18 protein-coding genes and 1 other annotated feature are annotated in these 21652 nt (G+C 50.7%); of the genes, 16 read left to right on the forward strand and 2 right to left on the reverse strand.

Going from position 1 to position 21652, the window contains the following annotated elements; all coding sequences use genetic code 11:
* Positions 1 to 81 precede the first annotated feature (81 nt).
* On the forward strand, positions 82 to 1050 hold the full coding sequence (locus DW677_RS02960) for an electron transfer flavoprotein subunit alpha/FixB family protein (RefSeq protein WP_117552896.1): 969 nt from the start codon (positions 82 to 84) through the stop codon (positions 1048 to 1050).
* 378 nt (positions 1051 to 1428) lie between these two features.
* Here the strand turns inward: DW677_RS02960 and DW677_RS02965 are convergent, their stop codons facing one another.
* Positions 1429 to 4122, reverse strand: a complete 2694-nt coding sequence (locus DW677_RS02965) for a transglycosylase domain-containing protein (RefSeq protein ID WP_117566462.1) — start codon at positions 4120 to 4122, stop codon at positions 1429 to 1431.
* Positions 4123 to 4425: 303 nt separating this feature from the next.
* Here DW677_RS02965 and DW677_RS02970 point away from each other — a divergent pair, with 303 nt between their 5' ends.
* The 3 genes from DW677_RS02970 (at position 4426) to DW677_RS02980 (ending at position 7994) form a co-directional block, all read left to right on the forward strand.
* Positions 4426 to 5079, forward strand: a complete 654-nt coding sequence (locus DW677_RS02970) for a YigZ family protein (protein WP_117566463.1) — start codon at positions 4426 to 4428, stop codon at positions 5077 to 5079.
* A 347-nt stretch (positions 5080 to 5426) separates the two neighbouring features.
* Positions 5427 to 7268, forward strand: a complete 1842-nt coding sequence (gene typA / locus DW677_RS02975; protein ID WP_015554775.1) for a translational GTPase TypA — start codon at positions 5427 to 5429, stop codon at positions 7266 to 7268.
* Positions 7269 to 7517: 249 nt separating this feature from the next.
* Positions 7518 to 7994 (forward strand): DUF523 domain-containing protein, encoded by a 477-nt coding sequence (locus DW677_RS02980; RefSeq protein ID WP_117566464.1) that lies wholly within the window; start codon positions 7518 to 7520, stop codon positions 7992 to 7994.
* Positions 7995 to 8289: 295 nt separating this feature from the next.
* On the opposite strand, the gene DW677_RS02985 is transcribed toward DW677_RS02980, so the two are convergent.
* A complete protein-coding gene (locus tag DW677_RS02985) occupies positions 8290 to 8754 on the reverse strand; it encodes a methylglyoxal synthase (RefSeq protein WP_117469810.1) in 465 nt (154 codons plus the stop codon).
* Between the two features lie 414 nt (positions 8755 to 9168).
* Positions 9169 to 9396 (forward strand) — a binding site (T-box leader).
* Positions 9397 to 9626: 230 nt separating this feature from the next.
* Here DW677_RS02985 and pheS point away from each other — a divergent pair.
* From pheS to DW677_RS03045, 12 genes are all read left to right on the forward strand, one after another.
* Entirely contained in the window at positions 9627 to 10649 is a 1023-nt protein-coding gene (gene pheS, locus DW677_RS02990; protein WP_015554773.1) for a phenylalanine--tRNA ligase subunit alpha, read from the forward strand.
* 18 nt (positions 10650 to 10667) lie between these two features.
* A complete protein-coding gene (gene pheT / locus DW677_RS02995) occupies positions 10668 to 13082 on the forward strand; it encodes a phenylalanine--tRNA ligase subunit beta (RefSeq protein ID WP_117566465.1) in 2415 nt (804 codons plus the stop codon).
* Positions 13083 to 13312: 230 nt separating this feature from the next.
* Positions 13313 to 14992, forward strand: a complete 1680-nt coding sequence (locus DW677_RS03000; protein WP_117566466.1) for a GspE/PulE family protein — start codon at positions 13313 to 13315, stop codon at positions 14990 to 14992.
* A gap of 22 nt (positions 14993 to 15014) precedes the next feature.
* On the forward strand, positions 15015 to 16070 hold the full coding sequence (locus tag DW677_RS03005) for a type IV pilus twitching motility protein PilT (RefSeq protein ID WP_117503068.1): 1056 nt from the start codon (positions 15015 to 15017) through the stop codon (positions 16068 to 16070).
* A 137-nt stretch (positions 16071 to 16207) separates the two neighbouring features.
* Positions 16208 to 17002 carry a type II secretion system F family protein gene (locus DW677_RS03010; protein ID WP_117566467.1) on the forward strand — a complete coding sequence of 265 codons (795 nt, stop codon included), beginning with the start codon at positions 16208 to 16210 and terminating at the stop codon, positions 17000 to 17002.
* Entirely contained in the window at positions 16999 to 17424 is a 426-nt protein-coding gene (locus DW677_RS03015; RefSeq protein WP_117566468.1) for a type II secretion system F family protein, read from the forward strand. Before DW677_RS03010 ends, DW677_RS03015 begins: the two co-directional genes overlap by 4 nt.
* A 56-nt stretch (positions 17425 to 17480) precedes the next feature.
* Positions 17481 to 17906 (forward strand): prepilin-type N-terminal cleavage/methylation domain-containing protein, encoded by a 426-nt coding sequence (locus DW677_RS03020; RefSeq protein WP_117505344.1) that lies wholly within the window; start codon positions 17481 to 17483, stop codon positions 17904 to 17906.
* Positions 17907 to 17945: 39 nt separating this feature from the next.
* Positions 17946 to 18509 carry a type II secretion system protein gene (locus DW677_RS03025; RefSeq protein ID WP_158553094.1) on the forward strand — a complete coding sequence of 188 codons (564 nt, stop codon included), beginning with the start codon at positions 17946 to 17948 and terminating at the stop codon, positions 18507 to 18509.
* A gap of 42 nt (positions 18510 to 18551) precedes the next feature.
* Positions 18552 to 19328 carry an A24 family peptidase gene (locus tag DW677_RS03030; RefSeq protein ID WP_117566469.1) on the forward strand — a complete coding sequence of 259 codons (777 nt, stop codon included), beginning with the start codon at positions 18552 to 18554 and terminating at the stop codon, positions 19326 to 19328.
* A gap of 16 nt (positions 19329 to 19344) precedes the next feature.
* Positions 19345 to 20310 carry a pilus assembly protein PilM gene (gene pilM, locus DW677_RS03035; protein WP_181968286.1) on the forward strand — a complete coding sequence of 322 codons (966 nt, stop codon included), beginning with the start codon at positions 19345 to 19347 and terminating at the stop codon, positions 20308 to 20310.
* A gap of 11 nt (positions 20311 to 20321) precedes the next feature.
* Entirely contained in the window at positions 20322 to 20960 is a 639-nt protein-coding gene (locus tag DW677_RS03040) for a hypothetical protein (RefSeq protein WP_117505353.1), read from the forward strand.
* The gene (locus DW677_RS03045) at positions 20957 to 21649 is read left to right on the forward strand and encodes a hypothetical protein (protein ID WP_117566471.1); all 693 of its coding nucleotides are present in this window, start codon (positions 20957 to 20959) and stop codon (positions 21647 to 21649) included. The genes DW677_RS03040 and DW677_RS03045 overlap by 4 nt, the downstream gene beginning before the upstream one ends.
* The last annotated feature ends 3 nt before the right edge of the window (positions 21650 to 21652 follow it).

The raw sequence follows: 21652 nt of genomic DNA on the forward strand, positions 1-21652 counted from the left end.
ATGCTGGATCGGCAGAACCGGCTTTGGCCCGCACAAAACGTGAATGTCGGCCGGAATTAAGCATGGAAGGAAATTGAGACGATGAAATATACAGATGGAAAGAATATCATGGTCTACGCCCAGAGCGCAGACGGTGCACCGGTCGGTGCAGCACTTGAGACAGTCAGCAAGGCCGCAGAGCTTGCAAAGGCAAACGGCGAGGAAGTGATCGCTGTTGTATTTGGAAAGGACACTGATACAAAGACCGTGATCACAGCAGGAGCTTCCAAGGTCCTCGTGGCAGGTGAGGAAGGACTTCCGGCTGAGGAGAAGGCACAGATCCTCGTAAAACTTGCGGAGAAATATCAGCCGAAGGCAGTCTATATGGCAGGAACCCCGGAGGGAAAGATGATCGCCCCGGCAGTCTCCGCAGTCTTTGAGTCCGGCTGTGTGACAGATGTGACAGGGATCACTGCAGACGGCGTTTACACATCCCTTTCTTACAACGGAAATGTACTGAATGACATGAAGATGGGAGAGAACCTTCCGCATGTTGCGACCGTACGTTCCGGTTCTTTCGCAAAAAAATTAGACGAGAGCAGAACCGGCGAAGTCATCGCTGAGGACGCCTCCGCAGACACAGTCCGCACAAAGGTCGTTGAGACAGTAAAAGAGATCGCAGAGACCGTCAACCTCGAGGAAGCACAGATCATCGTATCCGGCGGAAGAGGAATGGGCAGCAAGGAGAATTTTGCCCTTGTGGAAGAGCTCGCGGAGGTCATGGGAGGCGTTGTGGGAGCCACCAGACCTGCAATCGAGGAAGGCTGGGTATCCAGAGCCCACCAGGTCGGGCAGTCCGGCAAGATCGTCGCTCCGAAGCTCTACATCGCATGTGGAATCTCCGGCGCCACCCAGCATGTATCCGGCATGATCGGTTCCGGCTATATCGTAGCCATCAATAAGGATGAGGATGCGTCCATCTTTGATGTGGCAGATGCGGGAATCGTCGGGGATGTCACAAAGATCCTTCCGGTGATGATCGAAGAGATGAAGAAAAGAAAAGCGGAATAAAGGTCGTATTTACAAAAGCCATGATGTAAATAGAGAGAGTCCCCCGGTATTAAAGCTGGGGGATTTTTCAGCAGTATAACTTTCTGAGCGGTGCTTTGCAGCTTACTACTATTTGCGAATCAACAGAGAATTTTATCGACTATAAATTCGCCGCAGGCAGTGTCTGGAATCTTATAAAATTCGTAACTGTTCAGTACCTTCACAGTTACATGCAAAAATCCATTCCAAATCGGCTACGCCGATGGGATTTTTGCCTTTTAGCCTAGGTTTTCTTACGGTCAGCGCAGCAAGTGCGCAGACCTACTGAACAGTTACTAAAATTCTATAACAATACGCCAGATAGAACTCAATCTATCCGGCGTATTGCTTTACTTAGGATTAATTATATCCAGGTCCCACAGGAATATATACCTGGTCAAGCGGCGATTTCGGCGCTGCTTTTGTGGTCTCCGGAACGGTTTCCGGAACAGTCTCGACCTTTGTGGAACCCATGTTCTCAGTGTCTTCTTCGCTCGGAAGAACAACGGAGGTCGAGCTGTGGATCGTGCAGGTTCCCGGAGAACGGTATTTAGAATCATCCGTTCCGCCGGATTCGCCGTCCGGAATCACCATGAAGGTCCTTGTAGTCTTCGCAGGGCAGTATTCCGTTGCAAGTCCGCCGGACTCGCTGCACACGGTCAGCTGTACATGATGGTCGCAGACCTCTGTTGGAACAGTTCCCTTTGCAAAGTACTCGGTGTAAACGGCGTTTCCTCTTGGATCATTCTCGCAGACACCGGGGATCGCAAGCTTTCCGGATTTCCGGCAGATCTGGGCGGTTGTGACGGAGGACGGAACCGGGAAACCGGTGTCCGCAAGCCCCTCATGGATCTTTGTCATGATCGCTTTCCAGATCTTCTTGTGGTAGGAAGTACTGCTTCCGACGGCTGAGATCTTCTGGTTATCGTCACATCCGGACCAGATTCCCGCTGTGTAGTACGGGGTAAATCCGACAAACCAGATATCGTTATTGTTTGTTGTGGTACCGGACTTACCGGCGTTGGACATTCCCGGAATATTTGCCGCGGCACTTGTGGAGTTCAAGCTGACTCCGGAGGACGCGAACATGCGGCTGCTTTCCATGGACTGGGACATCGCGTCCGTGAGAAGGAATGCGGTGGAGTCCTTAAGTACACGCTTTGTCTCCGGCGCATTTTCCAGAAGCACTTTTCCGTTGTGGTCCAGGATCTGGGTGAAGAACACTGGTTTCGTGTAGATACCGCCGTTTGCGATGGCCGCAAAGGCATTGGTGAGCTCCAGGTTTGAAACGCCCTTTGTGATACCGCCGAGAGCGGTGGAAGCGTTGTAGTCCGTATCTGTTAAGGAAGTGATCCCTAAGTTTCTCGCGTATTCCACGCCGAGCTGCGGTGTCACAGTCTCGATCATGCAGCGGACGGCAACAATGTTCATGGAGTAGACGATACCGTCACGGATCGTGCTGTAGCCCATGTAGCCCTTGCTGCTGTACCAGTTCCGGAACGTCTTTGTGCCCATGGTGTACGGGCCGTCGTAGTAGACACTTCCCAGGGTAGCGCCGCAGGTATCGATCGCCGGGGCGAAGGATGTGATGACCTTGAAGGTGGAACCAGGCTGGCGCAGGGTGTTTGTGGCACGGTTTAAGGAACGGCTGACCTCTTTCTGGCCGCGGCCGCCGCTGAGCGCCTTCACATAGCCGCTGGACTGGTCGATGAGGACGAAGGACGCCTGAGGCTGAAGTACATAGTGGACAGATTCGCCGAGAACCGTATCCCCGTCTTTTGTCACTGCAGCTTTGTATTTCGCGATGGCCTTATCCGCCTTCTCCTTTGAGGAGAAGAGACCGTCGAAGTTTGTCTCGCCGAGTTCCTTGCGGAAGTATGTTTTTAATGTCTCATCGGAATAGTTCGTTGTTGTCTGGTCCGGATGCTGGATCGACAGACGGTAGTCGATCGAGTAGTAGACAACGTCGTAGTTTTCCGGTCTGCTGATCTCTTCATCCACCACGGACTGGATATCCGGATCCTGGGTGGTGTGGATCTCAAGACCGCCGGAGAAGAGGAGATTGTAGGCCTGCGTCTCCGTGTAGCCTTTCTTGTCCTGCAGGGCTTTTAATACCTGATCGATCAGCTCGTCGGTAAAGTAGGAGTACGGCGTCTGGGTCTCTTTTGTGACGATATCCACGTTTTTGATCCGGGAGTAAACGTCATCAGCGAGAGCCTCTTCCTGATCGTCCTTCGAGATCATTCCCTGCTCGTACATATATTGGAGGATCACGCGGCGCTTTTCTTCGTTGCGTTTTCTTCCGTTCTCGGAGAGCGGGTTGAATCTCGACGGGTTCTGGGTGATTCCGGCGATGACGGTCGCTTCGGAGAGTGTAAGGTCCGAAACATCCTTATCAAAGTAACGGAGAGCCGCCGCCTTTACGCCCAGAGTGTTGTTTCCGAGGTTGATGGTATTTAAGTAGTTTTTGAGGATGATCTTTTTATCCATGATCTTCTCTAACTGGATCGCCAGATACTGCTCCTGGATCTTTCGCTCAAGCTTCTCCCCGAAGGTGTCCTCATTGCCGCCTTCAAAGATATTGTTTTTAATGAGCTGCTGGGTCAGGGTACTTCCGCCGCCGGCACTGGAGTCACCGGTAATGATTCCGACGGCCGCACGGACCATGGAACGGACATCAACGCCTTTGTGGGACCAGAACCTGGAATCCTCAATCGCGACGAAAGCGTCGATCAGGCACTGGGGAAGTTCCTCGTAGGATGCCTCAAGACGGTTCGCTCCTGATTTTACGAGCGTTTCCGTGAGGTTTCCCTTACTGTCATAGACCATGGTGGCATAACCGCTTGGCTCGATGCTCGCTACATCGATCTCCGGGGCCGCGTCGATAACGCCCTTGAAGATTCCGTAGCCGAAGCTGATTCCAAGCACCGCTGCAAACAGAACCAGGATCAGGATGATCTTTGTGAGAAGAAGCACCAGATGTGAGGTGATCTTCTGTGATCTGGAATTTGTCTTGCGGAGTGTCTTTTCCACCTCGTTTTTTCCATAATTCATTCAGGATGCCTCCTTTATCATTCCCTAATTATAGCAAAGTTTCATTCATTTATAAATAGTTATTGTGGAAAAGTTTGGTTTGTATTATGATATTTTTGACCGCAAAGTGGGAAAATATGAAGGAAAAATTACATTTTGTGGTCGGAATCGTCAAAGACATGACAAAAATATGAATGACAGGGATATCTTTCCGCAATGCGGAATTATGAGGGTTGCCTGTCCGGTTCTGCCTGGAAACCGGAAATAACGGAAAAATATACGGGACGGACAGCAGGTTTGGACGGGATATGAAGGAGAGAAGATATGGCTCTTGACAGCGTGAAAATTTTATACAAAGGCGGCACAGCGGAGATCGAAGTGAAGAAATCCCGCTTTATCGCGAACCTGAAACCGGTGGAGTCCGAAGAGGAGGCAGCGGCGTTTATCGCCGAGATCAAAAAGAAATACTGGGACGCCCGCCACAACTGCCAGGCCTTTACCATCGGCATGAACCACGAGCTCACAAGATGCAGCGATGATGGGGAACCGGCCCAGACGGCGGGCCGGCCGATGCTTGACGTGCTTTTAGGCGAGGATGTCCACAACGTCTGTGTCGTCGTGACGAGATATTTCGGCGGGACCCTGCTTGGAACAGGCGGTCTTGTGCGGGCTTATTCCGGCGCTGTGAAGGAGGGACTTGCGGCTTCCGAGATCGTTGAGAAGAAGTGCGCCTTTGAGATGAAGATCGTGACGGACTATACAGGTGTCGGAAAGATCCAGTACATTCTGGGACAGGAAAATATGACGGTGCTGGACAGCGTGTACACGGATCAGGTGGAGTTTTCCGTTCTCGTCCCGGTGGCAGAGTACGATGGCCTGGAAAAGAAGATCACCGAGGGGACCAGCGGCGGCGCGAAGATCGGGAAGGGCGATGAGGTGTGGTACGGCACACTTAATAAGGAAGTGATTCTGTTTTAACTGCCGGCCGGGGCATCAGTCTGCACATACAGAAGTTATGTCTTGAAGGGGATATCAGGCTGATCCTTGAATGCCGCAGCAAGCCAGTATAAACGGGGGTTCTGACATTTTGAATGGGTGAGAGAAAACTAACTGCCGATTGGACAGAAAAAAACACACAGAAAAGGCAGATCTGCCCCGAATTTTGAAAGATTATATATTGCATTTTGATTTCATGAATGCTATAATTTTGAGTCGGTAATGCAAAAATTAGGAAATGTAGTGTATACAATGTAAGATGACTGTGCAAAACGGGTCGGGAAATGATCGGTGAGAGGACAGTTATAGATGAAGAAAGAGGATTGATTATGAAGATCAAACGCGAAGATATCAGAAATATTGCGATCATCGCCCACGTTGACCACGGTAAAACGACCCTGGTAGACCAGTTATTAAAGCAGAGCGGCGTATTCCGTGCAAATCAGGAAGTAGAAGAGCGTGTCATGGACTCCAATGACATCGAGAGAGAAAGAGGAATCACCATCCTCTCCAAGAATACAGCCGTATTCTACAAGGGTGTGAAGATCAACATCATCGACACCCCAGGTCATGCGGACTTTGGCGGCGAGGTTGAGCGTGTCCTTAAGATGGTAGACGGTGTTGTCCTTGTTGTCGACGCTTTCGAGGGACCGATGCCGCAGACGAAGTTCGTTCTCCAGAAAGCACTTGACCTTGACTTAAGAGTTATCGTCTGCATCAACAAGATCGACCGCCCGGAGGCAAGACCGGATGCAGTGATCGACGAGACTCTTGAATTATTCATGGATCTCGACGCATCTGATGAGCAGCTTGACTGTCCGTTCGTTTACGCGTCTGCCCGTGCAGGTTTCGCAAAGAAAGAATTAGATGATCCTGAAGTGGATATGAGCCCGTTATTCGAGACCATTATCAACTATATCCCGGAGCCGGAAGGTGATCCGGAGGCTGAGACCCAGGTCCTTATCAGCACCATCGACTACAACGAGTTCGTAGGCCGTATCGGTATCGGTAAGATCGACAGCGGTTCCTTAAAGTTAAATCAGGACTGCGTGATCGTAAACCATCATGATCCGGACAAGATGAAGAAGGTTAAGATCGGTAAGCTCTATGTATTCGACGGCTTAAAGAGAGTCGAAGTACAGAACGCGACCATCGGTGAGATCGTAGCGATCTCCGGTATCCCGGATATCCATATCGGTGATACCCTCTGCTCCCCGGAGAAGCCGGAGGCGATTCCGTTCCAGAAGATCTCCGAGCCGACGATCTCCATGAACTTCATGGTAAACGACAGCCCGCTGGCAGGCCAGGAAGGTAAGTTCATCACTTCCCGTCACCTCCGCGATCGCCTGTTCCGTGAATTAAACACGGATGTCAGCCTCCGTGTAGAAGAGACAGAGTCTGCAGACTGCTTCAAGGTATCCGGCCGTGGTGAGCTTCACCTGTCCGTCCTGATCGAGAATATGCGCCGTGAGGGCTTTGAGTTCGCAGTCAGCAAGGCAGAGGTTATCTACAAATACGACGAGAGAAACAGAAAGTTAGAGCCGATGGAGCTCGCTTACGTTGATGTTCCGGATGAGTTTACCGGAGCTGTCATCCAGAAGCTTACAAGCAGAAAGGGTGAACTTCAGGGAATGAGTCCGACAAACGGCGGCTACACAAGACTTGAGTTCTCCATCCCGTCCAGAGGTCTCATCGGTTACCGCGGTGAGTTTATGACAGATACAAAGGGTAACGGTATCTTGAACACAAGCTTTGACGGATACGCTCCGTTCAAGGGCGAGTTAAGCTACAGAAAGACAGGCTCCCTGATCGCGTTCGAGGCCGGTGAGTCCATCACCTACGGTCTGTTCAACGCCCAGGAGAGAGGTACCCTGTTCATCGGACCGGGCGTAAAGGTTTACTCCGGTATGATCGTCGGACAGAGCCCGAAGGCGGAGGACATCGAGATCAATGTCTGCAAGACAAAGAAGTTAACAAATACACGTTCCTCCAGCGCCGACGAGGCATTAAAGCTTGTTCCGCCGAAGATTATGAGCCTGGAGCAGTGTCTGGATTTCATCGATACGGACGAGCTTCTTGAGATCACACCGACAAGCCTTCGTATCAGAAAGAAGATCCTTGATCCGACCCTCAGAAAGAGAGCAATGATCAGCAAGAAGAGCCAGATGTAATCATTGATCACCATCTGCGCGGAAACGTACGAAGATAGGATCACGAAGACGCAGCGTGATCTTATGAAAAGATAGAAAGAAAGCAGGACCGCTTCCGCATGAAAAAGTGTGGGACGATCCTGCTTTTATCATACAGCCGGATTGAGAGAAATAAGAAACCTGTGTGATGATTCCTGCCATCTGAGCAGCAGAATGTGTTGATGCAGGAGCCTGGAACTCTGTCCGGCGTGCATTGAAAGAGGGAGAATTATGCTTCAGATATTGATCAGTGCCTGTCTCATCGGCGAAAACTGCAAGTGGGACGGCTCGAACAACCGCAATCAGGATGTGCTCGATTTTATGAAAAAAATGGAAGGAAAGGCAAAGTTCCATCCGGTCTGCCCGGAACAGGCGGGCGGACTTCCGACCCCGCGGGCGGCCTCCGAGATCCATATGCCGGACGAGGCGGTCATGAACACGGAAGGCGAGGACGTCACGGCAGAATTTCTCCTCGGCGCCGATTTTGCGCTCCGGGAGGCAAAAAAATATGACTGCACTATTGCGATTTTAAAAGAAAGAAGCCCGTCATGCGGCTCAAACGGCATCTATGACGGGACTTTTTCCCATAAACTCCGCGAGGGAATGGGAAAGACTGCGGCGCTGCTTGCCGGGTATGGACTGAAAGTGTACGGGGAGAGCCAACTGAAGGAACTGGAAGCAGTGATCAACAGCGGAGAGCTCACTTGATGGTTTAGAGGTTTAAAAATAAGAAAAATATAGGTAACTGTTCAGTAGGTCTGCGCACTTGCTGCGCTGACCGTAAGAAAACCTAAGCTAAAAGGCAAAAATCCCATCGGCGTAGCCGATTTGGAATGGATTTTTGCATGTAACTGTGAAGGTACTGAACAGTTACAAATATAGAATTATTTCTTAGATCTGTGTATATTTAAATACTGGCAAGCAAGAAAAGCAGAAGAACATCCACATTGAATGTTTTTCTGCTTTTTCTGATATCTGTGCCGCCTGGTTGAAATCAATAATCTTACAGCGTCTTCGCCCTGTCCGCGATCGCCTCATGGAAATTGATGACCCGGTGGTCATATGTCTCGTTCATAAGCGGGGAGGAGATCATGAAATCTGCCGTTGCCTTATTATTTGCGATCGGGATGTCGTAGACCTGGGCGATCCGAAGAAGCGCCTTCACGTCCGGATCGTGGGGCTGGGCGGTCAGGGGGTCGGAGAAGAAAACAACGAAGTCGATGCGACCCTCCACGATCTTCGCGCCGATCTGCTGGTCACCGCCGAGAGGACCGCTGTTATAGCCTTTTACCGGGAGACCGGTGGCTTCGGTGATCATTCTCGCGGTTGTTCCTGTGCCGCACAGGAAATGTCCCTTTAAGATCTCTTTATTTGCCTCGCACCATTCGATCATCTCATGTTTCTTACTGTCATGGGCAATCAGAGCGATGTTTTTCTGTTTGCCGATGGTCAGTGTCAGAAAATCCATAGAAATTCCTCCTTTTTGACAGGTGTTGTCTCGAAAAAACCTGCATATTGCGAATGCGAATGGATGAAATAAAAGATAATATGCAGATAATTTGCTGCCACAAGGTGATAATGCCATAAAACGGGAATTGTGTCAAGAAATGCGGGCAATGTTTCGAAATAAATTCACAGATATAAACGGAAAATTAATAAGGAAGGTTAAAAGTTACTGTACACGGGTAGGAATTTTCTGAACTGAAAATTCCGTACAGTACAGTGGTGGTAGTGGATTTTGCCGATTTGGAATGCGAAGCATCGGCAAAATCAGTTACTGTTTGCGCAAGGCGTAAACAGTAACGGTTAAAACATGGATCCCATTCCGACGGACTGCCCGTACTTGACAAATATTACGGATTGTGCTACCATCGTCAATGTGTAAAACGCAATGACAGAGACAGTACAAGGAAATTCCGGTATGACAGAGAGAAGGTTCACCGGCTGAAAGACCTTCCGAAGGAAACTTTTGTAAATTCACTCTTGAGCAGCCTGTGCGAAAGAAATTCCAGTAGTGCAGGACGGGAAGTCCCGTTACAGACGTTAGAGTGCCGCATATAAATCATGCGGAATCTGGGTGGTACCACGGAGAGTCAGCTTCGTCCCATAGCGCGGGACGGGGCTTTTTTCATGTTAACAGTTCAGCCATGCGATGATTTTTCCTGAGAAAGGTGCTGCAAGCTCGCTTGCATAAGCCTTTTTCAGGAAAAATCATCATACGGGGAACGCCCCGTGCTTCTTGTTTTCGTGAAAGCGAAAACAAGAAGATATGGCCATGCAGAAAAGCCTGACCGCCGCACTGATAGATAACCAAACCATACCGAAAGAATGAGGTGGACTATGGAAGAGAAGATCAAGGCACTGAAAGAGCAGATGGAAGCCGCTCTCGGCAGTGTAGAGTCCAAGGAACAGCTTGGTGAGTTCTGGCAGAACTTCCTTGGAAAGAAAGGCAGCATTGCGGACCTGATGAAAGGTCTTGGAAGCGTTCCAAAGGAGGAGCGCCCGAACGTTGGTAAGACGATCAACGAATTTAAGAATCAGGTAGAAGCACGCTACCAGGAAATGAAAAATAAGATGGATGAGCTGGAGCTTGCAGCCCGCAACAAGAGCGAGCAGGTCGACATCACCATGCCGGCAAAGATGCGCCCGGCAGGAGGACTTCATCCGCTCACCGTCACAGAGAACGAGATGATCGATGTCTTCGCCGGAATGGGCTTCGAGATCTACGACGGCCCGGAGATCGAGGATGACGACCATAACTTTACAAGATTAAACGTTGCAAAGAACCATCCGGCAAGAGATATGCAGGATACCTTCTATGTAGCGGAAGATATCTTGCTCCGTACCCACACAAGCCCGGGACAGATCCGTGTCATGGACGCGAAGAAGCCGCCGATCAAGATGCTGGCACCGGGACGTGTATTCCGTTCCGACAGTGACGCGACCCACTCCCCGATGTTCCATCAGATGGAAGGTCTTGTTGTGGATAAGAAGATCACACTCTGCGACCTTCAGGGTATGCTGGACAAGTTCGTACAGGCGATCTTCGGAAGCGAAGTTAAGACACGTCTCCGTCCGAGCTACTTCCCGTTCACGGAGCCGAGCGTTGAGGTCGATGTAAGCTGCTTCGAGTGCGGTGGAAAAGGCTGCCCGCTCTGCAAACACACCGGCTGGATCGAGGTCCTCGGCGGCGGTATCGTACACCACAAGGTGCTTGAAAACTGCGGCATCGACCCGAATGAGTATTCCGGTCTCGCCTTCGGTATCGGTATCGAGCGTATCGCCATGTTAAAATACGGTATCAACAACATCAACCTGCTTTATGAGAATGATCTTCGTTTCCTGAAGCAGTTCAAAGGCTAATAGGGGAGGGAGAAGATCATGAAAGTACCATTTAGTTGGCTGAAAGAATATGTTGACATTGACGTGACAGCCCAGGAGTTAGAGGATAAGCTTTTCGGCTGCGGATTCGAGGTAGAGGAACTGATCGATCTCTCCGCTGAGATCGACCGTGTCGTTGTCGGTGTTGTAAAAGAATGTACCCCGGTGGAGGGAACGCATCTTTGCACATGTAAAGTAGACTGCGGCGAGTATGGAAACGATATCCAGATCGTCACAGGCGCCCCGAATGTGTATGCAGGAATGCACACACCGGCAGCCCTCGACAATTCCACACTTCCGGGCGGCATCAGGATCAAGGCAAAACCGATGCGCGGCATCGAGTCCAACGGTATGCTCTGCTCCGGTGAAGAGCTGGGCTTAAACGAGGACCTGTATCCAGGTTCTGAGGTCTACGGTCTCTTAGACCTTCCGAAGGACACCGTCCCGGGAACAGATATCGCGAAAGTCGTTGGCTTAGACGACTATATCTTCGACATCTCTGTAACGGCGAACCGTGCGGACTGCCAGTCTGTTTTAGGAATCGCGAGAGAGGTTGCCGCAGTCTTAGACAAACCGCTTAAAATGCCGGCTCTCGACTACAAAGAGAGCGATTATAAATATGAAAACCTTGACATCAAAGTAGAGGCACAGGATCTCTGCCCGCGCTACTTAGGTCATGGTGTCAGAAACATCACTCCGGGCCAGTCCCCGAGATGGATGCGCCGCCAGTTAGCACTCTGCGGCTTAAGGAGCATCAGCAATGTGGTCGATATCACAAACTACGTGATGCTTGAGATCGGACAGCCGATGCATGCTTTCGATATGAGCACCTTAGAGAGCAGCCAGATCATCGTCCGCCGCGCGGAGAACGGCGAGATGATCCAGACTCTGGACGGAAAAGAGTTCAAGTTAAACGAGAACAATCTCGTGATCTGCGACGGCAGCAAACCGGTAGCCCTTGCGGGTATCATGGGCGGCATGAACAGTGAGATCACAGAGAACACCACGCAGCTTCTCTTTGAGTCGGCAAAATTCATGCGTGACAACATCCGTAAGACAGCGAGAAGCCTCGGACAGAACACCGATGCGTCCAGCCACTACGAGAAAGGTATTGCTGAGTATACCGTAGAGATCGGTATGGCACGTGCCCTTCACCTGATCGAAGAACTCGGTTGCGGCGAGATCACAGCCAGCGCATTCGATGTGAGCGCAGGCGCACCGAGAGAAGGTAAGAAATTTACCGCGACATTGAGTGGCATCAATAAGATCCTCGGCATCGAGGTTCCGGCAGAGAATGTTCTTGACATTCTCCGCAGACTCTGCTTCGAGGTAGAGCGCGACGGTGATGTTCTTACTGTGACAGCACCGCGCTACCGTGAGGATATCGAGGTTGGTGAGCCGGATCTCGCGGAGGAAGTGATCCGTGAATACGGTTACGAGCACATCGTTCCGACCTTCTTAAAGGATTCCGCAGTTACAAACGGTGGATTAAAACCGGCACAGAAGAGAAGAACAAAATTAAAACAGGTGATGGTATCCCAGGGCTATTTCGAGGTATCCACTCTGGCATTCTACTCTGACGCTGACCTTGACGCGCTTCATATCGCTGAGGACGCGAAGGAGCGCAACGTGATCCGCCTGTTAAACCCGATCACCACAAACCTTTCCATCATGAGAACAACCCTGGCTCCGTCCATGCTGAATACAGTTGTTGAGAATGTGAAGAAGGGCAACACGGCAGGACGTTTCTTTGAGTACGCGAACGTGTACTATCCGAAGGCACTTCCGCTTACAGAACTTCCGAATGAGATTCCGCATGTGGGATTCGCGGCATTCGGCGAGGAAGAAGACTTCTTTACCGTCAAAGGAACCATGGAAGAGCTTGCAGCTTCCTTCGGCGTAAGCTTCGACTACGAGAGAGCAGAGGATATTCCGTATCTTCATCCGGGAATCTCCGCATACATTCTCTGTGATGGCGAGCGCGTCGGTTCCTTCGGTAAGCTTGCAAACAGCGTTGCGGGTGAGTTAAAGCTCCCGAAAGACAGCAAGGCAAACAACCAGATCTATCTCGGTGAGATCGACTTCGCGGCACTTGCTTCCCATATGCCGGAAGGTCTGCGCTACAAACCGATCTCCGAGTATGACACGGTTACCCGTGACCTGGCTATGGTCGTTGACGAGGATGTAAGCTGCGGCAGCCTGATCAATGAGATCAGGAAGGCATGCAAGCAGGTCGGTGACGCAGAGCTCTTCGATATCTACCGCGGCGAGCAGCTCGGAAAGGGTAAGAAGAGCATGGCATTTAAGATCACCTTTGTCCCGGAGGACAAGGCACTTGATCCGAAGGATATCGAGAGATTCGTAAAGAAGATCCTCGGAAACCTGAAGTTCCGTCTTGGAGCTGATATCCGGTAGGATCAATGGAATATTGATCAAATGTTTGAAAAAACGGTCATCTGATGCAGGCATGAACCTGCACCGGATGACTGCTTTTTTCGCTTAAACAAAAAGGCTGGAAGATAAAAATCAGACGTTCGCCAGAAAAATTACAAAAGAACGTTTCCCTATGGTACAATACAAAAGAACATGTCTGTTCAGAAAATTGGCAGTCAGATATGACCGAATCCTTGCAGAGGTGACAAATTATGCATACAAAACGTTTAGGGGATATGCTTCTTGAGGCTGGGCTGATCACGGAGGAGCAGCTCGGCGAGGCATTAAAATATCAGGCACAGGAAAAAGAACGACTGGGAACGACTCTGGTCAAACATAACTATATAACGGAAAAACAGCTGATCGATACACTGCGGATCCAGCTTGGCATCGAATATATCGATCTCTCGAAGGTGGATATCACGCCGGAAATGTCCAGATATGTACCAAAGAACCTGGCGAAAAAGATGAATGTGGTTCCGGTCCGTGTTTCCAGGGATCAGCTCTTTCTGGCGATGGCGGATCCATTGAACTTCATGGCGATCGAGGAGGCAAAGCGCACCTCAAAAAAGAGGATCGTGCCGATGATCGCGTCGGAACCGGCGGTGAGACGTGCCATCAATGTTTTATACGGAAATGAGGGCGCTGCCCGCGCCATGGAGGATATCCGGGCGGAGACGGCGGCGACCCGGGAGACTGAGCCTCAGAGGCAGCAGGAGATCCAGGAAAATAAAACGCCGATGATCCGGCTCGTAAATTCCATTATTGAGCGCGCGGTTTCGGAGAATGCCTCAGATATCCATTTCGAGCCGACGGAGGACAATATGGTGATCCGCATGCGTATCGACGGGCAGCTGCACCGGATCATGACGATCCCGCAGGAATTAAAGGATTCCGTGGTTTCCCGCCTGAAGATCATGGCGAAGCTGGATATTGTGGAGAAAAGGATCCCACAGGATGGCCGGGCGGTCCTTCCGATGAAGGGGACAGAGTTGGACATGCGTACCTCCACGCTTCCGACGATCCACGGCGAAAAGGTCGTGATCCGAATCCTGAGAAGAAATGAGGAGACATTAAACCGGCGTGGAATTGGGATTCCGGCATCGGAGGACGCGAAGATCGATAAGCTTCTCGGTCTGACCTCCGGAGTGATCATGATCGTGGGACCGACCGGATCCGGTAAATCTTCCACAATGTACACTCTGATCCGGGAACTCCTTTCCGACCGCACGAACCTGATCACACTGGAAGATCCGGTGGAGTATCACATTGACGGGGCGACCCAGGTGCAGATCAATGAGAAGGTAGGTCTGACTTTTGCGTCGGGACTCCGCTCGATCCTGCGTCAGGACCCGGATATCATCTGCGTCGGTGAGATCCGTGACGGTGAGACTGCGGAGATCGCCATGCGCGCGGCGATGACAGGACATCTTGTGATTACCACGGTCCACACGGAGGACGCGATCTCCGCCATTGACCGCCTGAGAGATATGGGAGTTCCTCCGTATCTGATCGCGGCAGGACTCCGCGGTGTGATCTCCCAGCGGCTTCTCAGAAGAATCTGCCCGAGCTGCAAGCAGGAGACCGTGCCGTCGGAGAAGTCCCTGGAGCTTGCCGGAGTTCCGGATGTCCCGGGAAAGATCTACTGGCACGGCGCCGGCTGTGACCAGTGCTTCCGTTCCGGATACCGTGGAAGGATCGGTGTATTCGAGGTTATGATGGTTCAGGAAGAACTCCGCAGATGCATTCTTGACGGGGCGGACTGGAAACGGTTTATGGAAGCCGCGAGAGAGGCGAGTGGTTATGTGACTATGGCAGAACATGCCAGGAAGCTGGTGGATAAGGGTATCACCACCGTGGATGAGGTGATCCGGACGCTGATGACGCTGTAAAGGCATTATGAAAGGAAACGATATGTACAGAATAGAGGAACTGATCACCATCGCCTCGGAGAAGGGTGCTTCGGATGTCCACCTGATCGCGGGACTTCCGCCGAAATGCAGGATCGACGGTCTTATCACGAATCTGACGGAGGAGACTCTGACCCATGAGGACTGTGAGGAATACGGGCGCCAGCTGGCGGGGGAAGATGTATCGGAGATCCTTCATAGAGGGCAGCTGGATCTCAGTGCTGCCATCGCGGGACGCCGGATCCGTATCAACCTGTTCCGCCAGCAGGGCTCATTGTCGGCGGCACTCCGGCTTTTGAGCAGCAGCATCCCACAGCTCGATGATCTGGGACTTCCGCCGGCGGTGCGGCAGTTTTCAAGGTGGAATAAAGGGATCGTTCTTGTGACCGGGGAGACCGGAAGCGGAAAATCCACGACGCTGGCAGCGATCCTGGAGGAGATCAACCGGAAGCGGCCGCTTCATATTATTACGCTGGAGGATCCCATCGAATATGTCTACACGCCGAAGCGCGCGATCATCAACCAGCGGGAGGTCGGCACCGATGTGGAGGATTATGAGAAGGGACTCTACGCGGCGCTCCGGGAAGATCCGGATGTGATCCTGATCGGTGAGATGCGTACCCCGGAGACGATCGAGACGGCGTTGGCGGCTGCAGAGACAGGTCATCTCGTTTTCTCCACGATCCACACAAATTCCGCGGTGGACAGCATTGACCGCATCGTTGGTGTCTTTCCGGAGAACAAACAGCCCCAGATCAGGATGCAGTTATCCATGACATTAAAGGCGGTGCTGTCCCAGCAGCTTGTTCCCTGCGCGAACGGGCATGGGCGGGTAGCGGCCTGCGAACTGATGATGATCACTCCGCCGATCAAAAACCTGATCCGTGACGGCAAGACCCCGCAGATGTCATCGTTCCTGCTCTCGGGAGCGAAGGATGGATCCGTGACCATGGACCACTCGCTGATGGAGCTTGCGGGGAAGGGGATCATTATGCCGGAGACGGCGGTGGAAGCCGCGGACGATCCTGCCGGGATGAATAAGAATCTGCTGCGGTTTTAGATGGCAGAAAGGTCGCAATTGTGACGAAATTTGCGACAATTTAGCAGAAAAGCATATGGAAGTTATTTACAAAATCTGTTGGGGATGTTAAGATATCGTCAAAGAAGGAGATATCGTAAGAACCGGAGGTACAGAAAGTGCCGAAATTTTCCTATCGGGCGCTCGGCAGGGACGGAAAAGAAGTCCGCGGTGTGCTCCAGGCAGAGAATAAAGCGGATGCGATCGCCAGGATCCGGCACAATTACCCGGTCCTTTTAAACGTCAGTCCGCATGATGAGAAAAAGAAGATTTCCGGGATCCTGAGTATGGAGATCGGAAATAAAAGGATAAAGACGAAGACACTGGCAATCCTGTGTTCCCAGTTCGCGATCACGCTCCGCTCCGGAATGCCGGTGGGACGCGCGATGCGGATGCTGGCGGGGCAGTGCGGAGACAAGCGTCTCCAGAAGGTGATGGAGAAGGCCGCGGAGCAGGTGGATTCCGGAAGTACCGTGGCATCCGCCTTGGAACAGTACAGCGAGCGCTTCCCACTGACGTTTATTGAGACGATCCGTGCGGGAGAGCAGTCCGGTACATTGGACCGCTCCTTCGACAGATTACATAAGTACTATGATAAGGCGTACAAGACAACGGAGAAGATCCGGAGCGCACTGATGTATCCGATGTTTGTTGTGGCGGTCGCAGTGGTGGTCCTGATCATCGTGATGGCGAAGGTTATTCCGACACTCGCGAATGTGTTTGCGGATCTCGGAGGAAATCTTCCGCTGATGACACGGATGATGATCGGCTTTTCTGATTTCTTCGAGAAGTGGTGGCTTGTGATGCTCGGAGTCCTGTTCCTTATCTGGGCAGGTCTGAAGCTTTTGGAAGGACAAAGGAAGGAAAGATCTGGAAGGCGAAGGCCGCCCTTACGGTTCCTCTGGTGGGGGTGATCAACCAGATGAGTTCCGCGGCCCAGTTCGCAAATACGATGTCTGTGCTCCTGGCGGCTGGAATCACGCTGGATCAGGCGGTGGAGACCACGGCGAGAGTGATGGACAACGCGCTGTTTCAGGAAGAAGTCCACTCCATGAAAGGCGGGATCGAGCAGGGACGTTCCCTCACGGAATGCCTGCAGAACAGACCGTACTTTCCCCAGACCATGATCGATATGTGTTCCATCGGAGAGGAGACAGGTGAACTGGAGGAAAACCTGGAGAATGTTGCTGACTATTACAGCAATGAGGCAGACTACCGTTCCCAGAGACTCCTGACAATGCTGGAGCCGGCACTTTTAGTGATGCTCTCGTTCTTTGCAGGTTTTATCGTGATCTCGATCTATCTGCCGATCTTTACGATGTATGATCTGATGTAAAATTGATAAAAACGGGTCATAAACCCGTTTAAATATACTCAAAGGAGAAGAGAACGATGAAAGGTTTATTGAAGAAGTTCCGTGAGAATAAAAAGGGATTTACACTGGCAGAGTTACTTGTTGTAGTTGCGATCGTTGCAATTCTTGTTGCGATTTCTGTGCCGATTTTTACTTCCCAGCTTGGTAAGGCTAGAAGGGCAACGAATAATGCCAACTTAAGAGCAGCTAAAGTTGCAGCAATTGCTGCATATATGACAGATAGTACTAAAAACAATGGTGCATCAGAAACATATAAATATGATCTTAAAGAGGGCACTGTTGCTGTAGATACACTTCCAAAGGGTATTGATGAAGTAGAAATCAATAGTGCATCAATTTCTACAACAAAAGTTTATGATGAAATTTTTGTAAAAGTGTCTAGTAGGGTAGTAAATGATAAAGCTGCTGATGCTGATGCTAGTGTGACCTTGTACGCAAAGTGATAAATGAAATTTGGGAACCACAATCAGTGGAAGGAAAGGATGGGGGGTCCCCATCCTTTCTTCATACCAAAACAAAATATTCAATTGAAACATAAGACCCTCGGGGGATTATTTATGAAACAAATGAAGGAAAAAAGAGGTTTTACCCTTTCTGAGCTTCTTGTAGTAGTAGCGATTATTGCAATTTTGGTTGCTATCAGCATTCCAATCTTCACCGCGCAACGGACAAAAGCAGTCAGGGCGGCGAATCAGGCGAATATCCGTGCGGCAAAAGCAGCTGCAGCAAGTGAGTTATATGGAGGGAAAGCTGAAAAACTGACAGGGACGGAAGAAAATCAGTATATGTATCTTGTTTATAATGTAAAGGAAGGAATCATTACAGATACTTATACAAACGTCCATTGGAATGATATTAACGCAAAAGCAAAAGAAGAGTATAATAAAGCCATAAACAACCAGGTCTGTGACAATATCTATGTTTTCCTAGACCTGAACAATGAAAAAAATGCCGGCGAAAATATTATCCAGACAGCCCCGTACTACGACGAGGATGGAAACGTAGGAAAGATCCAGGGACAGAACCCATTCGGCCCTCGAAAATAGGACTACAAAGGATCCTTAGCAAAAAGATAAAGGAGTATCAATATGCTGCACATCAGCCCGGGAATTACAATATACATCCTAACGATCACATTCATCCTGGGCTGCTGCCTCGGAAGCTTTGCGGACTGCGCGGCGGGACGGCTTCTTTCCGGAGAGTCAGTGGTTGCCGGGCGGTCCCACTGTGACCACTGCGGGCATGTCCTGGGAGTGCTGGACTTGATCCCGCTGTTTTCCTGGCTCCTTTTAAAAGGACACTGCCGCTACTGCAGGGCAAAGATACCGGCAGAAGCCTTTTTTGTGGAACTGGTAGCGGGAATTGCCTGCTGTATGATCGTGTATCGCTATGACATGTCTGTGATGAGTCTCAGGGGAATTCTTCTGACAGTAGTCCTTATGATCCTCAGCCTGACCGACCTTCATGGATGGATCATCCCCGACCGCCTGCAGATTGCGGGCTGTGTGATATTTTTAGCGACCGCCCTGCTTCTCCCGGACCCGATCCAGAGAATCTTTGGAGGTCTCTTCCTTGGATTGATCCTCGGCGGGGGGATGCTTCTCGTATCTCTGGTCTTTGACAAGCTCACAGGGAAGGAAAGTCTTGGCGGGGGCGATATCAAATTGTTTTTTATGACAGGACTTTACCTGAGCTCGGCCTGGGATATCCTGTTTTACCTGATCTTAAGCTGTCTCTTTGGTCTGGGGTTCGCGTTTTTCCGGAAAGAAAAACGTGTTCCTTTTGGCCCTGCGATCGCGGCGGCCTGTTTTATTATGATATTATACGGAGAAAAATTGACCGGCTGGTATACTGGCCTGTTCTGAAATGGAGAACTTCAAGATGAAAAATTGTTTGGGAATTGAGATTGGAAATTACCGGATCAAGATCGCGTATATGGAAAAAGGCGTACTGAAGGAGTATATTTCAGAACGGATCGAAGAAGGAGCGAAACCGGCTGCCAGACTCTGCGCGGAGACGATCCGGGATCTTCTGGCTCAAAAAATGATCCGCTGCAAAAAGGTTGTCTTTGTGCTGCGCCAGGAGGATTCCTACGTGAAAAAATTTAAGCTGCCGCTCATGACAACGGAACAGTTAAAGCTGAATCTTCCATATGAATTCCAGGATTATATCGGAGAGCGGCTCGACGCGTTTCAGTATGATTACGCGATGATCGATCGGACGGACGATGGGATGGAGCTTCTCGCGGCTGCCTGCAGAAAAGAATTGTGCCAGCAGTTTGAAAAAATTGCAAAACTTGCAAAATTAAAGATCGTGGGCATCGTTCCTTCCGCCATCGGTCTGGAGAGGATCCTGGAGCGGGCGCTTCATGGAGAAAAGAAAGATTTTGCAGTGCTTGATCTCAGAACCAGGGCTGTCATGGTCCATTTCTTCAACGACGGTATCTATGAGATCACCAGAACGATGGAGACCGGATGCATGGAAATCGAGAAGATCTGGAACCGGGACCCGGAGATGATCCGGGAACTGGGGTTGGACCCCGACGAATCCGCCTGGGATGAAAATGATAAAAAGAATCTGAAAAGTACACTGGATGAACGGTATCGAAGCATCGGTATCCAGATCATGCGTGTCCTGAATTTTTACAGCTTCAACAATACGGATAATACCATTGACACGCTCTATTACTGCGGCGGCGGCGCGAGATTCAAGGAGCTGACCGATGCGATCCGGGCGAACCTGGATCTTCCTGTGAAGAGTCTTGGGGAGCTTGCCCCGGAGGTGGATCTTGAAAAGATGCCGGAGTGGCTGGACAGCCCACAGACCTACGGCGTTTTACTGGCATAAGGAGGAGAAAAATGGCTGATTTAAAGATGCTTGCCGGAATGCAGATCGGCGGCTCCAGATACCCGGAAAAAAGAAGGATCAATCTGTATCAGCGCAGGATCAAAAAAAGTACGGTGGTACTTGAACTTGCGGCGTTTGCCCTGTTCGGGGTTGCCTTGTACGTGTTTGTACGTGTTGGAGTGCTTCTGCCGATGCAGCAGGCGGACCACGCGGAGATGGTCTATCAGAATATGGCATCCCAGCTTGAGACGATGCGGGCCGCCAACGGTATTTTCAATGATGTGTCCGCAGAGTATGCCCACTACGGAAGTTCCTTTATGAGTGACGAGGAAAAAAATACACCGGACCGCCTGGTGATGATCAACACGCTGGAAACAAAGATCTTCCCGCAGTGCAAGTCGATCTCTGATATTTCGGTCAGCGATGACCAGATGGTGATCAGCTGTATTCTGCCGAAAGGAACTGTCCTGTCGGAGCTTGTAGGTGGGATCGAGCAGGATGATGCGGTGAGGTATGTGACCGCATCCATCGAATCGACACAAAAAGATCAGACTGCGGGAGCAGATGATCGTCTGGCGGCGCAGAAAGCGGTAAACGCGACACTGACTGTCATGTTTAAACTTCCAGGAGAGAGCGGGGAGACATCATGAGATCTATATTAAACCATGTATTGACGAAAAAAGAAAAGATATTCCTGGTCCTTGTTGTCCTCGCGTGTCTGGGCAGCATATGGTTTTTCGGGATCTACCGTCCGATCAGGCAGAGGATCCAGGCGGCGGATACCACAGAGCTGGAAGATGAGCTCTCCATTGAGGAGATGAAGGCCCTAAAGATCCAATCGATGCAGAAGGAGATCACAGCGAATAAAGAGGCTGGGCTTCCGGAGATCCCGTCATATAATTCGTTTAAAGAGGAGATTGCGGAACTGAATAAGATCTTTGGGAACGCGGTTGATTTCGATTTTCAGTTTTCTGAGCCGGAGCAGGACGGCAGCCTGATCCGGAGAAATGTCGCGGTCAAATTCGACGCGAAAAATTTCGAGGCAGCAAAGGAAATGGTGAAAGAGATCCTGAACAGTCCATTCCGCACCATGGTCCATGACCTTTCGATCTCAAGTAATTCCAGAACAAGCGCGGATCACCAGGATGATATCAAACAGGATCCTGTGACAGTGACGTTTCTTATGACGGCTTATGAGACAAGCTATGGAGCGGATACTGTGGAGGGCCTGGAGTCCCAGGAGAGTACGGAGAAAGCAGGCGGTCTCGCAAATGCGGATGTGTCGGATCTGGAACGATCGGATCTTGAGACGGCTGCGGAAGCTGTTTTGGAGAATTAACGA

This window comes from Clostridium sp. AM25-23AC (genome assembly GCF_003435125.1).
In the GTDB taxonomy this organism is placed as follows: domain Bacteria; phylum Bacillota; class Clostridia; order Lachnospirales; family Lachnospiraceae; genus Pilosibacter; species Pilosibacter fragilis.